Genomic DNA, 12,798 nt, shown 5'->3' on the forward strand with positions numbered 1-12,798 from the left:
GGGTTGTGGACAACGTCCACGGGGCCTTCCGCTCGGCTTCCATGGACGGGTGGACCAGCAGACCCAGCCTCCGACCGACGGCCCTGACCTCTCGGCCGACGACGACGCACGTGCACTCCCGCCGCTCGACGACGTCGCGCGCGCGCTCGGGCCGCTCGGGCTGACGATCGTCGCGACCACCCCGAGCGGGTGGGAGGCAGAGGCCGACGGCGACCGGTTCGCCGTGACGTACGTGGCCGTGACACCTGAGGTGCCCTGGGAGACCTTGCGCGACCGGGTGACCCGCCTGATGACGGTCGAGCACGAGCACGTGGTGCCGCTCCTCGGCGCCGCCCCGGTCCCCGGGAGCGACGCGGAGAGGCCGCGCGGCGTCCTGCTCGTGTGGGAGGAGCCCGGTGTGCGGCTCGACGACCTCTCACGTCGCGCTGACCTCGCTCTCGGGCACGTCGTCGGGGCGCTCGTCGCCGCGGGCCGCGCACTCGCGGCGCTGCACGCCCACGACCTCGCCGCGGGGACGGGCGATGTGCTCGCCGCCCTGCGGGTCCGGGCCGACGGTGACGTGCGGATCCTCGCCGACGACGGGCTCAGCGTCGCCGGCGACCTCCTCGACCCGAGCGGACGGCGCGAGGCCGTGCGGGCGCTCGCCCGCGCAGGGCACGGGCTGCTCGCGCGATCCGTCGAGCCCGACGGCGCGGCACGCGACCTCGCCCACCTCCTTGCCACGACAGGGCTCGACCCGCAGACCGAGCCACCCGCACCGGGCACGCTCGCGGCGATGTGCCTCGAGATCCACCTCCCTGCGCTCGCCGCCGACTGGGCGCGGATCGTCGCCCCGCCGCCTGAGCCGGAGCCGACCGCCCCGCTCGTCACCCCGCCTGTCGAGGCGGCCCTGACCCTTGACCGCGTCGACGCGTCTGCCCGGACGTGGCGCGAGCACATCGAGCAGCAACCTGCGCCGGCGCAGGGGCGCAGGCGTGCGGTCGCGCCCGGCGCGACCCGCTCGCGACGCGCTCACCCGGCAGCTCCGTCGCGGACACCTGCCGCGGCAGGTGTCGGGTCCCTCCGTGTCATGCTGCCGGCGCAGCCGGACCGTCGACGCTCACGCCACAGGGTCCTCGCGGGCGCCGCCGCGGCGCTCGTCGTCGGGACCGCCGTCGGGGTGATCCAGCTCCGCGGATCAGTGCCCGCCGACGGCGTCGCCGTTGCCCAGGCTGCCCCCGGGGTATCTGGTGCAGCACCCGCCAGGCCGCAGAAGGCGGAGGAAGCCGATCAGGCGCCGGCTCGTCCCGACCCTGGGGCAGCGGCGGCCGCGCTGACGACCCGGAGGGCCGAGCTGCTCGCCGGGGTGCGCACCGTCGCGCCGGACGAGCTGGCCGCTCGGCGGGCCGAGCTCGTCACCGCGCTCCGCAGCGTCCACACGGACGGCCCCTCCCTCGCGGCTGACCTCGCGCTCGTCGACAAGCTGCTCGACGGGCAGAGCACCATGCCGGACGTCACGACCGAGGTCGTCGGGACGACGGTCGTGCAGTCGACGACGAGCGCGGCAGCGGTCGACGTCGACTACCGGATCGTCGACGCGTGGGGGACAGCGCAGCAGCGGGTCGTACGGCTGACGCTCGTCTGGGAGGACGGTGCCTGGCTCGCCGACACTGTCAGCGCGGCGGGATGAGCCACCGGATCACGCTGTCCAGGTCCGGGTGCTCGAACTCGAACCCGGAGGCGAGCAGCGCTGCGGGGAGGACGTTGCGCGACGCCAACAGCTCGGAGGCGAAGCCGCCGAGAGCGAGCCGCAGCCCCCACGCGGGAGCCCGGACCGCCGCAGGGCGGCCGAGAGCGCGGGCGAGCGCCCGCGTCAGCTCGGCGTTCGTCGCGGGGGAGGGCGCGACCAGGTTGGCGGGACCCTCGAGGTCAGAGTCGATCAGGTGGGTCAGCGCGCGGATCTCGTCGACCATCGTGATCCAGGCCCACAGCTGCTTCCCTGAGCTCATCGGGCCGCCGAGACCGAGCCGCAGCAGGCGCAGGAGCGGCGGGACGGCCCCGCCGTCGGGGGTCAGCACGATCCCCGTGCGTGCGAACGCGACGCGGGCGCCGGCACGACGCGCAGGAGTCGCGGCCGACTCCCAGGTCTGGACGACGTGCCCGAGGAAAGACTCGTCGACGGGTGCCGACTCGTCGATCGGGTCGGCCCCGCTGTCGGGATACCGGCCGATCGCCGACGCCTGGACGAGGGCGGGCGGCTCGGCCTGCGAGGCGATCCAGGCGGAGAGCACGTGGGTCGTGCGGGTGCGCGACTCGACGATCGTCGTGCGGTAGCCGCTCGTCCACCGGCGTGTGCCGATCGGCGCGCCGGAGAGGTTGACGACGACGTCGACATCCTCGAGCCCGGACGTCGGCATCTCGCCGGTCTGCGGGTCCCAGGGCAAGGACCCTGGAGCGGGCGCGCTGGAGCCACGGACGAGCCGGAGCACGGTGTCCCCACGCGAGCGCAGGTGCTCGACGAGCGCGGACCCGATCAGCCCGCTGGCTCCCGAGACGAGGACGGTCTTTGAGCTGGGCACGCTCCCGACGCTAGTCGCACCACCGTGCGGGCGCGAGACGGCGCTCACGCTCGCGACGCAGGCAAGCCGGACAGCCAGTCGGTGCGCGCCCGGGCCCGGACCGCGCGACGACGGGACGCGGCGAGGGGCCCGGTTCTGCAAGGTGGTCCGCAGACGGCACAGGGCCCGTCGCCCGGAGGCGACGGACCCTGTCCGTGCTAGCGACGCGTGCCGCTCAGGTGAGCGTCAGAGACCGACCTCGGACTCGAACGCGCCCTCCTCGATGCGGCGCTTGATCGCCATGAGGTAGCGCGACGCGTCCGCACCGTCGACCAGACGGTGGTCGTACGACAGCGACAGGTGGCAGATCGACCGGATCGCGATGACGTCCTGGCCGTCCTCGTCCTGGATGACGGCCGGACGCTTGACGATCGTGCCGGTGCCGAGGATCGCCGACGTGCCGCCGGGAACGATCGGCGTGTCGATGAGCGCGCCACCGGAACCGGTGTTCGTGATCGTGAAGGTCGCGCCACCGAGCTCGTCAGGAGTGACCTTGTTGTCACGCGTGCGGCTCGCCAGGTCGGCGATCTTGCGCGCGATGCCACCGAGGTTGAGGTCGCCGGCGTTGTGGATCACCGGCACGAGGAGGCCGCGCGGCGTGTCGACCGCGATGCCGACGTTCTCCTGGCCGTGATAGGTGATCGTGTCGCCCTCGAGCACGCCGTTGATCTTCGGGAACGCCTTGAGCGCCTCGACAGCGGCGAGCGTGAAGAACGGCAGGAACGTGAGGTTGGCGCCCTCGCGAGCCTGGAACGAGGCCTTGGCCTTCGCACGCAGACGCGCGACCTTGGTGACGTCGACCTCGACGACCGTGGTGAGCTGAGCCTGCGTGTGCAGGGCCTCGACCATGCGCTCGGCAATGATCTTGCGCAGACGGCTCGCCTTCTCGGTCGTGCCGCGCAGCGGCGAGACCTCGAGCGGCGCGGACTTCTTCGCCGGGGCGGACGACGCCGGAGCCGCGGCAGGCGCGGAGGCGGCAGCAGCCGCCGCAGCCTTCTCGGCAGCCTCGAGCACGTCCTCCTTGCGGATGCGACCGCCGACGCCGGTGCCCACGAGGGTCGACACGTCGACGCCCTTCTCGGCCGCGAGCTTGCGGACGAGCGGGGTCAGGTACGACGAGCCGCTCGCCTGGGCGGCGACCGACGGGGCCTCGGCCTTGGGGGCGGGCGCAGCAGGAGCAGCGGCCGGAGCCGGCGCAGCGGCCGGGGCGGGCGCGGGTGCCGGGGCCGCGGGAGCCTCGGCGGCAGGTGCAGGTGCAGGTGCAGGTGCGGGCGCCGGGGCCTCGGCGGGGGCAGCCGGTGCGGCGGCCGGAGCGGAGCCCGAGCCGACGACGGCGAGCGCGGTGCCGACCTCGACCGTCTCGTCCTCCTGGACGAGGATCTGCTGGAGCGTGCCCGCGACGGGCGACGGGATCTCGGTGTCGACCTTGTCGGTCGAGACCTCGAGCAGCGGCTCGTCGACCTCGACCGTGTCGCCGACCGACTTCAGCCAGCGGGTCACGGTGCCCTCGGTGACGGACTCGCCGAGCGCAGGCATGACGACCTGCTCGCCCTCGCCCGCAGGGGCGTCGGCGGCCGGCGCGGCCTCAGCGGCGGGGGCCTCGGGCGCGGGGGCCGGAGCGGCCTCGGCGGCGGGAGCCTCGGCCGGAGCCGGCTCAGCGGCCGGAGCGGCCTCAGCAGCCGGGGCGGCCGGCTCGGAGCCCGAGCCAGAGCCGTCACCGACGACCGCGAGGTCGGTGCCGACCTCGACCGTCTCGTCCTCCTCGACCAGGATCTTCTCGAGGACACCGGCCACGGGCGACGGGATCTCGGTGTCGACCTTGTCGGTTGAGACCTCGAGCAGCGGCTCGTCGACCTCGACGCGCTCGCCGACGGCCTTGAGCCAGCGGGTGACGGTTCCCTCGGTGACAGACTCGCCCAGCGCGGGCATCTTCACGGATTCAGACATCTCTGCGTTCTCCTTGTTTCCGGCTGGGGTCAGTTGTGCGCGTGCAGGGGCTTGCCGGCGAGGGCCAGGTGGGCCTCGCCGAGCGCCTCGTTCTGCGTCGGGTGCGCGTGCACGAGCGCCGCCACGTCCTCCGGGTAGGCCTCCCAGTTGACGATGAGCTGGCCCTCGCCGATGAGCTCACCCACGCGCGAGCCGATCATGTGGACGCCGACGACGGGGCCGTCCTTCTGGCGGACGAGCTTGACGAAGCCGGTCGTCGCGAGGATCTGGCTCTTGCCGTTGCCGCCCAGGTTGTACTCGAGCGTCTCGACCGAGTCTGCGCCGTAGAGCTCCTTCGCCTTCGCCTCGGTGACACCGACGGACGCGACCTCAGGCTCGCAGTACGTGACGCGCGGGATGCCGGACTCGACGATCGGGGCCGGGTTGAGGCCGGCGATCTGCTCGGCGACGAAGATGCCCTGCGCGAAGCCGCGGTGCGCGAGCTGGAGGCCGGGGACGATGTCGCCCGCGGCGTAAATGTTGCCGACGCCCGTGTGGAGCTTCTCGTCGACGATCACGAAACCGCGGTCGAGGGTGATGCCCTGCTGCTCGTAACCGAGGTCAGCGGTGCGCGGGCCGCGTCCGACGGCGACGAGCAGCAGCTCGGCGTCGAACGACTTGCCGGACTCGAGGGTGACGTGGACGCCGTTGTCGTCCTGCGTGACGCCCGCGAAGCGGTCGCCGACCGAGAACGCGATGCCGCGCTTGCGGAACGCGCGCTCGAGCGCCTTCGAGAGGGCCTCGTCCTCGGCGGGCACGAGGTGGGGGAGACCCTCGACGACGGTGACGTCGGCGCCGAAGGACTTCCACACCGACGCGAACTCGACGCCGATGACGCCGCCACCGAGGACGACGACGGACTTGGGGACGTAGTCGAGGTGCAGCGCCTGGTCGGACGTGACGACGCGGCCACCGATCTCGAGGCCCGGCAGCGAGCGGGCGTACGAGCCGGTCGCGAGCACGATGTTCTTGCCCTTGACCTGCTGGCCGTCGACCTCGATCGTGTCCTGCGCGACGAGGCGTCCGTGGCCCTCGATGAGGGTGACCTTGCGCGACTTCACCAGGCCCTGGAGGCCCTTGTAGAGGCGCGAGATGACGCCTTCCTTGTATGCGTTCACGCCCGCCATGTCGATGCCGTTGAGCTGCGTGTGGACGCCGAACTGCGCGCCCTCGCGAGCCGTGTCCGCGACCTCGGCCGCGTGCAGGAGCGCCTTCGTGGGGATGCAGCCGTTGTGGAGGCAGGTGCCGCCCACCTTGCCCGACTCGATCAGCGCGACCGATAGGCCCAGCTGAGCGGCGCGGAGCGCGGTGGCGTAACCGCCGCTGCCACCTCCGAGGACCACGATGTCGAATTCAGTGCCGTTGGTGTCGGCCACGTGCAGCTCCTTAGGTGCGCGGAGGGGTCCAGGACGTATCCACCCCATCTTGGCACCTGCATGACAAAGGTCCCAACACCAGGCCGCACGTCGGGATGTGACTCTCCGAACATCGCCCACCTAGGATGACGCGCATGGGCCTGTTCTCCCGTTTGTGGCGTCGTCCGCGCCCCGACGAGCCCGGACGCGGGACCGACGGAGGCGGGAGCCGCCGCGCTACCGTCGCCCACCTGAGCGCGTTCGCGCGTGAGAAGGTCGGTGTCGAGGCCTACGTCGAGCCGGCAGTCACCGACACCCCGCCCTCGATCCTCCTCGTCGCGACGACGGGCGAGTGGACCCGCCGCGCTGCGCCGGACGAGCGGTCCGCGTGGAAGGTCGCCGAGAGCCTCGGCGTGCCGGTCTACAACGTGCAGTTCACCGGGTACCCGCAGCGGTACCGCGACTGGAACTCGCGCGCCCGCGGCCGCAGGCTCACGACCGAGGACTGACTCCCGCTGCAGACGCCGACGGCGCGACGCCGACCGGGTCGGCGCCGCGCCGTCGCGCAGCTCTCGTCTGGACCAGTGCTCAGGCGCGTCCCTCGACGACCGCGAGGAGCGTACGGACGCCGTGGCCCGTGCCGCCGACCGGCGTGTAGCCGTGCGCCGACGACGCGTTGAACGCGGGACCCGCGATGTCGAGGTGCGCCCACGGCGTGTCCCCGACGAACTCCTTGAGGAACAGGCCGGCGCTCAGCATGCCGCCCGGGCGACCGCCGATGTTGGCGAGGTCGGCGACCTTCGAGTCGAGACCGGGGCGCAGGTCCTCGGGCAGCGGCATCGGCCAGAACGACTCGCCCGCGGCGCGGGCGCCCGCGAGCACCTCCTCGCGCACGTCGTCGGACCCCATGACCGCGGACACGCGGTTGCCGAGGGCGACGATCTGCGCGCCCGTGAGGGTCGCGATGTCGAGGACGACGTCGGGCTTCTCCTCGGTCGCGGCGACGAGGCCGTCCGCGAGCACGAGACGACCCTCGGCGTCGGTGTTGAGGACCTCGACCGTCTTGCCGCCGCGGATGGTGATGACGTCCGACGGGCGCTGGGCGGTGCCGGACGGCATGTTCTCGGCGAGGCAGAGCCAGCCGGTCACGGCGACGGGGCCGCCGAGGCGCGCGGCGGCGAGGACCGTGTGCAGGACGGCGGCGGCGCCGGCCATGTCGGACTTCATCTCCTCCATGCCCGCGGCGGGCTTGATCGAAATGCCGCCCGAGTCGAACGTGATGCCCTTGCCGACGATCGCGACGCGCGCGGCCGGGCGGGCGGGGGAGTAGGCCACCTTGACGAGGCGCGGGCCACGGGCGGAGCCCTTGCCGACGTTGATCAGGCCGCCGTAGCCGCCGGCCTCGAGGGCCTTCTCGTCGAGGACGGTGACCTTCGCGCCGGTGCCCTTCGCCGCAGCCTTGGCCGCGTCCGCGAACGCTGCGGGGAACAGGTCGTTCGGCGCGGCGTTGACGAGGTCGCGCGTCGCGTTGACCGCGTCGGCGACGACGACGGCGCGCTCGACGGCCTCCTTCGTCGACTTCGAGCGCGCGGAGGTCGAGGCGAGGTCGATCTTCGCGGTCGACGTCTTCTCGCCGGACGTCTGGTACGTCGTGAAGGTGTAGGCGCCGAGCAGGGCACCCTCGGCGACGGCCGCCGCCTGCTCCGGGGTCGCCGCGGGGAGGGCGACGACGACGTGCTGCGCGCCCGCGAGCGAGCGCAGGGCCGCGCCGGCCGCGCGACGCAGCGCCTCGGCATCGTCGGTGCTCGCCTTGCCGACACCCGTGAGGACGAGCACCGGCGCGCCGACCGCGCCGAGCGACGGGACGCGCACGACCTCGTCCGCAGCGCCGGACAGGCCCAGCACCTTCGCGGACGACGTCAGGCTCGCCAGGAGCGCCGCGGGGAGCTCGACGTCGAGGACCTGAGGTCCGTCGTCGGTGCTCGCGACGGCGACGACGAGCGCGTCAGCCTGGAGGGAGAGGGGATCCTTGCCGGTGAGAGTCAGTTCAGCCACACGACGATGCTATCCCGCGTCCGGCGCGGGCGACCGGGACCCGGTCGCCCGCGCCGGACGCGCCCGCAGGACCGGTAGTCTCGGCCTGTGCTCCTCCCGCTCGCGCTCCTCGTCGTCGCGCTCGCAGCGCTCCTCCTGCTCTGGGCCGTGTGGTTCGTCGTCAAGGACCGTGCCGTCATCCTCAAGCAGCTGTGGGGAGCCGCCGTCGTCGAGGCCGTCCTCGTCGTGCAGATCGTCGTCGCGGGAGTCCTCGTGGCGCGCGGCGCGCAGGTCGCGGACCCTGTGTCCCTGTGGGGCTACCTCGTGACGGTCCTGTTCATCCTGCCCTTCGCCGCACTGTGGGCGTTCGCGGAGCGCACCCGCTGGAGCTCGGTCGTGCTGGCGATCGCCGCCGTGACCGTGATGTTCCTCGAGTACCGACTGCTGCAGATCTGGGGAGCCTGACATGACCATCGACGACGCACGTCCTGTGGCGCAGGACGCACCCTCGACCAGGAGCGGCTTCGGCCGCGTCATGGTGATGGTCTACGCGATCTTCGCGGTGTCCGCGACGGCACGGGCGACCTACCAGGTCATCGCCCGGTTCGACGACGCCCCGCTATCGTTCGCGCTGTCCGGCGTGGCTGCGGCGCTCTACATCGTCGCGACCGTCGCCCTCGCCCGGTCGAGCGCCGTCTCGCGTCGCGTCGCCTGGGTGTCCGTCACGATCGAGCTCGTCGGCGTGCTCGGCGTCGGGCTCGTGTCCTTCGCACGTCCCGACCTCTTCCCCGAGCCGTCCGTATGGTCGCACCTGGGGCAGGGGTACGGGTACGTCCCGTTCGTGCTGCCGTTCGTCGGGCTGTGGTGGCTCGCCCGGACGAGGCCCGCCCGCCAGTCCCACGCCTGAGAACACGAGGAGAGTCGTGTACCACCTGCTGTTCGAGAAGTTCTTCACCCGGCTGGACCCCGAGACGGCGCACCATCTCGCGTACGGCTGGATCCGGGCGGCGGGCCGGACGCCGGTACTGCGCGACGTCGTCGGCGCGGCGCTGCGCGCGCCGGGGCAGGTGCGTGCCTTCGGGCGCACGCTGCCCGGGCCGCTCGGTCTCGCCGGTGGCTTCGACAAGGACGCGCGTGCGGTCGCGGGCCTGACGATGCTCGGGTTCGCGTTCGTCGAGGTCGGCACGATCACCGCGTACCCGCAGCCTGGCAACGAGCAGCCGCGTCTGTGGCGCCACCTCGACCAGCGCGCCCTGCGCAACCGCATGGGCTTCAACAACGCCGGCGCGACCGTCGCGGCCGAGGAGCTGCGCAAGCTGCGCTCCCGCTCGTGGGGGCGTCGCGCCGTCGTCGGCGTGAACATCGGCAAGACGAAGGTGACCCCTGCCGAGGACGCGGCCGCGGACTACGCGCTCAGCGCGTCGCAGCTCGCGCGCTACGCGGACTACCTCGTCGTCAACGTCTCCTCGCCCAACACGCCCGGCCTGCGCGACCTGCAGTCCGTCGACTCTCTGCGCCCGATCCTCGTCGCCGTCCGCGAGGCCGCGGACGAGTCCGTGCCTGAGCGGCACGTGCCGCTGCTCGTGAAGATCGCTCCCGACCTCGCGGACGAGGACGTCGACGCGGTGGCCGACCTCGTGGCCGAGCTCGGCCTGGACGGGGTCGTCGCCGTCAACACGACGATCGCGCACGACCTCGGTCCTGGCGGCCTCTCCGGCCCGCCGGAGCTCGAGCGCGGCGTCGAGGTCGTCGCCCGCCTGCGGTCGCGGCTCGGCGGCGGACCGACCATCATCGGCGTCGGCGGCATCTCGTGCCCGCAGGACGCGCAGCGCTACCTCGCGGCGGGCGCGGACCTGCTGCAGGCCTACACGGCGCTCATCTACCACGGCCCGTTCTGGGCGTCGCGCGTCAACAAGGTCCTGAGCGCACGGTGACCGTCGTCGCCTGGACGTGGACCTGGCTCGACGCGCGCGGCGTCGTCGTCGAGCATCCGCTCAGCCCTGCGTTCACCTCACGGTTCGACGCCGAGACGTGGCTCGGGCAGGTGTGGCGCGAGCGAGCTGCTGAGGGGATCGGGGCCGCGCGCCTCGAACGTGGGGACGGCGCGCGTGTACCGGCCGCCCTCGTGGACCTGACCGTCGCGTCCCGAGGCTGAGGTACACGCGGCGACTGGCGCGCCGCGCGCCCGCCCGAGGAGGGCGAGCCGCCCGGACGACGTCAGGCACGGCGTGAGACGACGACAGGCACCGTCCCCGCGGGACGATGCCTGTCGGATGCGTGGCTGCCGTCCGTCAGGACGGGTACTCGCCGTGCCGGACCATCGGCTTCGGGAGACGCGCGCGACGGATCTGGAAGGCTCGCGCGACGGCGTACCAGCGCAGCGGCTTGAGCGTGATGTTCTCGCCGAACTTCGCCTTGAGCGCCTTCTTCAGGCGGCGCCACATGAGGAAGCCGTCGAGGATCGTCACGAGGACGACCGCGTACAGCGCGAGCGTCGTGAACGCGATCAGCTGCGGGTTCGCGGTGTTGCCGACGACCATGATGATCACCATCATCGCGAGCGCGACGAACAGGAACAGCTCGCCGAGGTTCCAGCGCGCGTCGACGAAGTCGCGCACGAAGCGACGCTCGGGACCCTTGTCGCGCGGCGGGAGGTTGCGCTCGTCGCCGGTCTGCAGCGCCTTGTACTCGAGGTCGCGCTGGGCGCGCATCGCCGCGCGCTCGGCGCGGGCCGCGGCCTTGCGGTCTCCGGGTACGAGAGGGACGCGGTTCGCGGCCTCACGGTCGCGACGCTTGGGCGTCGGGCCGGTCTTCTTGCCGTTCACCGGGGCCGAGTGGTCGAGCTCGGGGGCAGGCTCGGCTGCCTGCGGCTCCTGACGGGTCTTCTTCGAGAACACGGTCCCAGGGTAGTCGAAGCGAGGTGTCGTCCTGCGCCGCTCGCCGCCCTCCGGGCGGGGCGCCTCAGCGCGGGCGGAAGGCGACGTCGAACGCCTGGGCCCACGCGGCGACGTCGACGGGGAGCTCCGGGCTCTCGACCGGGTGACCGGTGAGCTCGAGGATCTGCTCGGGGTGGAGTCGGTCGCCAGATGTGCTGAGGAAGCGTCCGGCGACGATCCCGCGCGCGATCTGCTCGCCGTCGCGCACGAAACGCTGCTCGAGGTACGCGCACCGCGCGTCCCACCCGAGGACGCGGCTGCGGACCTCGAAGCGCTGACCGAGCGTGAGCGAACGCTTGTAGGTCATGGTCGACGCGGCGACGACCGGGTACCAGCCGCGCTCCATCAGGGCGCGCTGGATGCCCATGTCGGCGATGAGGTTGATCCTCGCGACGTCCATCATCTGCAGGTACACGCCGTTGTTGACGTGCCGGTACAGGTCGAGGTCACCGGGGTGCACGCGCATGCGCGTCACCGACTCGTCGAGCGGCGCCATCCCGGGGACGGGCTTCCGGGGGAAGCGGGTGGCGTACGCGAGCTGGATCGTCCGGGTCATGCGACGCAGGATAACCCGAACCGGCGGTACCGGGTATCGACAGCGCCGCGAAGGAGCGCCGGGCTCAGTGGCCGGGGAGCGCGAGCATCTGGTCGAGTGCCACGCGCGCCCAGTACGCGTCGTCGCTGTCGACCACGATCTGGTTGACGACCTTGCCCGCGACGAGCGACTCGAGCGCCCACACGAGGTGCGGCAGGTCGATGCGGTTCATCGTCGAGCAGAAGCACACCGTCGAGTCGAGGTAGTGCACGTTCTTGTCCGGGTGCGCGGCCGCGAGACGGCGCACGAGGTTGAGCTCGGTGCCGATCGCCCACGACGAGCCCGGCTCGGCGGCGTCGAGCGCCTTGATGATGTACTCCGTCGAGCCGACCATGTCCGCGAGCTCGACGACCTCGTTCTTGCACTCCGGGTGCACGAGGACGTTGACCCCGGGGACCGCGGCACGGATGTCGTGCACATTCTGCGGGGAGAAGCGCCCGTGCACCGAGCAGTGCCCGCGCCACAGGATCATGCGCGCCGCCACGAGCTGCTCGGGGGTGAGGCCGCCGCCCGGCTTGCGCGGGTCGTAGACGACGCAGTCCTCGGGCTTCATGCCGAGGTCGCGCAGCGCGGTGTTGCGGCCCAGGTGCTGGTCCGGCATGAAGAGGACCTTGCCGTCGCCCTCGACGCCGCCGACCTTGTCGAAGGCCCAGCGGAGCGCGACGTGAGCGTTCGACGACGTGCAGACCGTGCCCGCGCGGCGACCGGTGAACGCCTTGATGGCTGCGGTCGAGTTCATGTAGGTCACGGGGACCGTGCGGTCCGCGATGCCGATCTCCTCGAGGACGTCCCACGCGTCCTCGACCTGGTCGATCGTCGCCATGTCCGCCATCGAGCAACCGGCGGCGAGGTCGGGCAGGACGACCTGCTGCGCGTCCGACGTGAGGATGTCCGCGCTCTCGGCCATGAAGTGCACGCCGCAGAACACCACGTACTCGGCGTCGGGACGCGCCGCAGCCTCGCGCGCGAGCTTGAACGAGTCACCGGTGACGTCGGCGAAGTCGATGACCTCGTCACGCTGGTAGTGGTGCCCCAGGACGAAGACACGGTCGCCGAGGGCGGCGCGGGCGGCGCGCGCCCGCTCGACGAGGTTCGGGTCGCTCGCGGCAGGGAGCGCGCCCGTGCACTCGACGCCTCGCTCGGAGTCGAGGTCGACACCCTGTCCGAGCAGGAGCAGGGCACCGCTCGGGGCGGGCTCGTTGAACGCGGGGGCGCTGGGGATCGTCGGCGTGCTCACGCTCCGAATTGTCCCACAACCGGTCGGGTCCGAGCAGGCCCCCTGTCCTGCGGTGGCA

The 12,798-nt window shown here is 72.5% G+C and carries 13 protein-coding genes; 6 read left to right on the plus strand and 7 right to left on the minus strand.

Translation table 11 applies throughout. From position 1 onward, the window contains the following. Positions 1-49 precede the first annotated feature (49 nt). Complete coding sequence (locus tag ATL41_RS00585) at positions 50-1,669, plus strand: hypothetical protein (RefSeq protein WP_098456739.1); 1,620 nt, start codon at positions 50-52, stop codon at positions 1,667-1,669. Here ATL41_RS00585 and ATL41_RS00590 read toward each other — a convergent pair. The 3 genes from ATL41_RS00590 to lpdA all read right to left on the minus strand — a co-directional run bounded on the left by ATL41_RS00590 (position 1,653) and on the right by lpdA (position 5,959). Beyond that, positions 1,653-2,558 carry a TIGR01777 family oxidoreductase gene (locus tag ATL41_RS00590; RefSeq protein WP_098456740.1) on the minus strand — a complete coding sequence of 302 codons (906 nt, stop codon included), beginning with the start codon at positions 2,556-2,558 and terminating at the stop codon, positions 1,653-1,655. The genes ATL41_RS00585 and ATL41_RS00590 overlap by 17 nt on opposite strands. Positions 2,559-2,783: 225 nt before the next feature. After that, positions 2,784-4,544 (minus strand): 2-oxoglutarate dehydrogenase, E2 component, dihydrolipoamide succinyltransferase, encoded by a 1,761-nt coding sequence (gene sucB / locus ATL41_RS00595; protein ID WP_098456741.1) that lies wholly within the window; start codon positions 4,542-4,544, stop codon positions 2,784-2,786. Positions 4,545-4,573: 29 nt separating this feature from the next. Then, entirely contained in the window at positions 4,574-5,959 is a 1,386-nt protein-coding gene (gene lpdA / locus ATL41_RS00600) for a dihydrolipoyl dehydrogenase (protein WP_098456742.1), read from the minus strand. Positions 5,960-6,093: 134 nt separating this feature from the next. Between lpdA and ATL41_RS00605 the strand changes: the two genes are divergently transcribed. Beyond that, on the plus strand, positions 6,094-6,447 hold the full coding sequence (locus tag ATL41_RS00605) for an oxidoreductase (RefSeq protein WP_098456743.1): 354 nt from the start codon (positions 6,094-6,096) through the stop codon (positions 6,445-6,447). 79 nt (positions 6,448-6,526) lie between these two features. Here ATL41_RS00605 and ATL41_RS00610 read toward each other — a convergent pair whose 3' ends face one another. Beyond that, positions 6,527-7,993 carry a leucyl aminopeptidase gene (locus tag ATL41_RS00610; RefSeq protein ID WP_098456744.1) on the minus strand — a complete coding sequence of 489 codons (1,467 nt, stop codon included), beginning with the start codon at positions 7,991-7,993 and terminating at the stop codon, positions 6,527-6,529. 87 nt (positions 7,994-8,080) lie between these two features. On the opposite strand from ATL41_RS00610, the gene ATL41_RS00615 reads away from it, so the two are divergent. Genes ATL41_RS00615 through ATL41_RS00630 form a run of 4 tightly spaced genes read left to right on the plus strand, consistent with a single transcriptional unit; the run spans position 8,081 to position 10,127 of the window. Further along, on the plus strand, positions 8,081-8,437 hold the full coding sequence (locus tag ATL41_RS00615) for a hypothetical protein (protein WP_098456745.1): 357 nt from the start codon (positions 8,081-8,083) through the stop codon (positions 8,435-8,437). Position 8,438: 1 nt separating this feature from the next. Next, positions 8,439-8,879, plus strand: coding sequence for a hypothetical protein (locus ATL41_RS00620; protein WP_098456746.1), 441 nt, complete (start codon positions 8,439-8,441; stop codon positions 8,877-8,879). 16 nt (positions 8,880-8,895) lie between these two features. Further along, positions 8,896-9,906 carry a quinone-dependent dihydroorotate dehydrogenase gene (locus tag ATL41_RS00625; RefSeq protein WP_098456747.1) on the plus strand — a complete coding sequence of 337 codons (1,011 nt, stop codon included), beginning with the start codon at positions 8,896-8,898 and terminating at the stop codon, positions 9,904-9,906. Beyond that, positions 9,903-10,127: a hypothetical protein gene (locus tag ATL41_RS00630; protein WP_098456748.1), complete on the plus strand. Its 225-nt coding sequence runs from the start codon at positions 9,903-9,905 to the stop codon at positions 10,125-10,127. The genes ATL41_RS00625 and ATL41_RS00630 overlap by 4 nt, the downstream gene beginning before the upstream one ends. 136 nt (positions 10,128-10,263) lie before the next feature. Here the strand turns inward: ATL41_RS00630 and ATL41_RS00635 are convergent, their stop codons facing one another. The 3 genes from ATL41_RS00635 to nadA all read right to left on the minus strand — a co-directional run bounded on the left by ATL41_RS00635 (position 10,264) and on the right by nadA (position 12,740). Further along, the gene (locus tag ATL41_RS00635; protein WP_098456749.1) at positions 10,264-10,869 is read right to left on the minus strand and encodes a DUF3043 domain-containing protein; all 606 of its coding nucleotides are present in this window, start codon (positions 10,867-10,869) and stop codon (positions 10,264-10,266) included. Between the two features lie 64 nt (positions 10,870-10,933). Continuing rightward, the gene (locus ATL41_RS00640) at positions 10,934-11,464 is read right to left on the minus strand and encodes an acyl-CoA thioesterase (RefSeq protein WP_098456750.1); all 531 of its coding nucleotides are present in this window, start codon (positions 11,462-11,464) and stop codon (positions 10,934-10,936) included. Positions 11,465-11,528: 64 nt separating this feature from the next. Next, positions 11,529-12,740 (minus strand): quinolinate synthase NadA, encoded by a 1,212-nt coding sequence (gene nadA, locus ATL41_RS00645; protein WP_098456751.1) that lies wholly within the window; start codon positions 12,738-12,740, stop codon positions 11,529-11,531. Between the last annotated feature and the right edge of the window lie 58 nt (positions 12,741-12,798).

Source organism: Flavimobilis soli, assembly GCF_002564025.1.
Taxonomy (GTDB): domain Bacteria; phylum Actinomycetota; class Actinomycetes; order Actinomycetales; family Cellulomonadaceae; genus Flavimobilis; species Flavimobilis soli.

Excerpts from the sequence above, each read along its gene's own strand:
- sucB (WP_098456741.1), bottom strand. The coding sequence starts at position 4,544 with ATGTCTGAATCCGTGAAGATGCCCGCGCTGGGCGAGTCTGTCACCGAG.
- ATL41_RS00605 (WP_098456743.1), top strand. The coding sequence starts at position 6,094 with ATGGGCCTGTTCTCCCGTTTGTGGCGTCGTCCGCGCCCCGACGAGCCC.
- ATL41_RS00620 (WP_098456746.1), top strand. The coding sequence starts at position 8,439 with ATGACCATCGACGACGCACGTCCTGTGGCGCAGGACGCACCCTCGACC.
- ATL41_RS00640 (WP_098456750.1), bottom strand. The coding sequence starts at position 11,464 with ATGACCCGGACGATCCAGCTCGCGTACGCCACCCGCTTCCCCCGGAAG.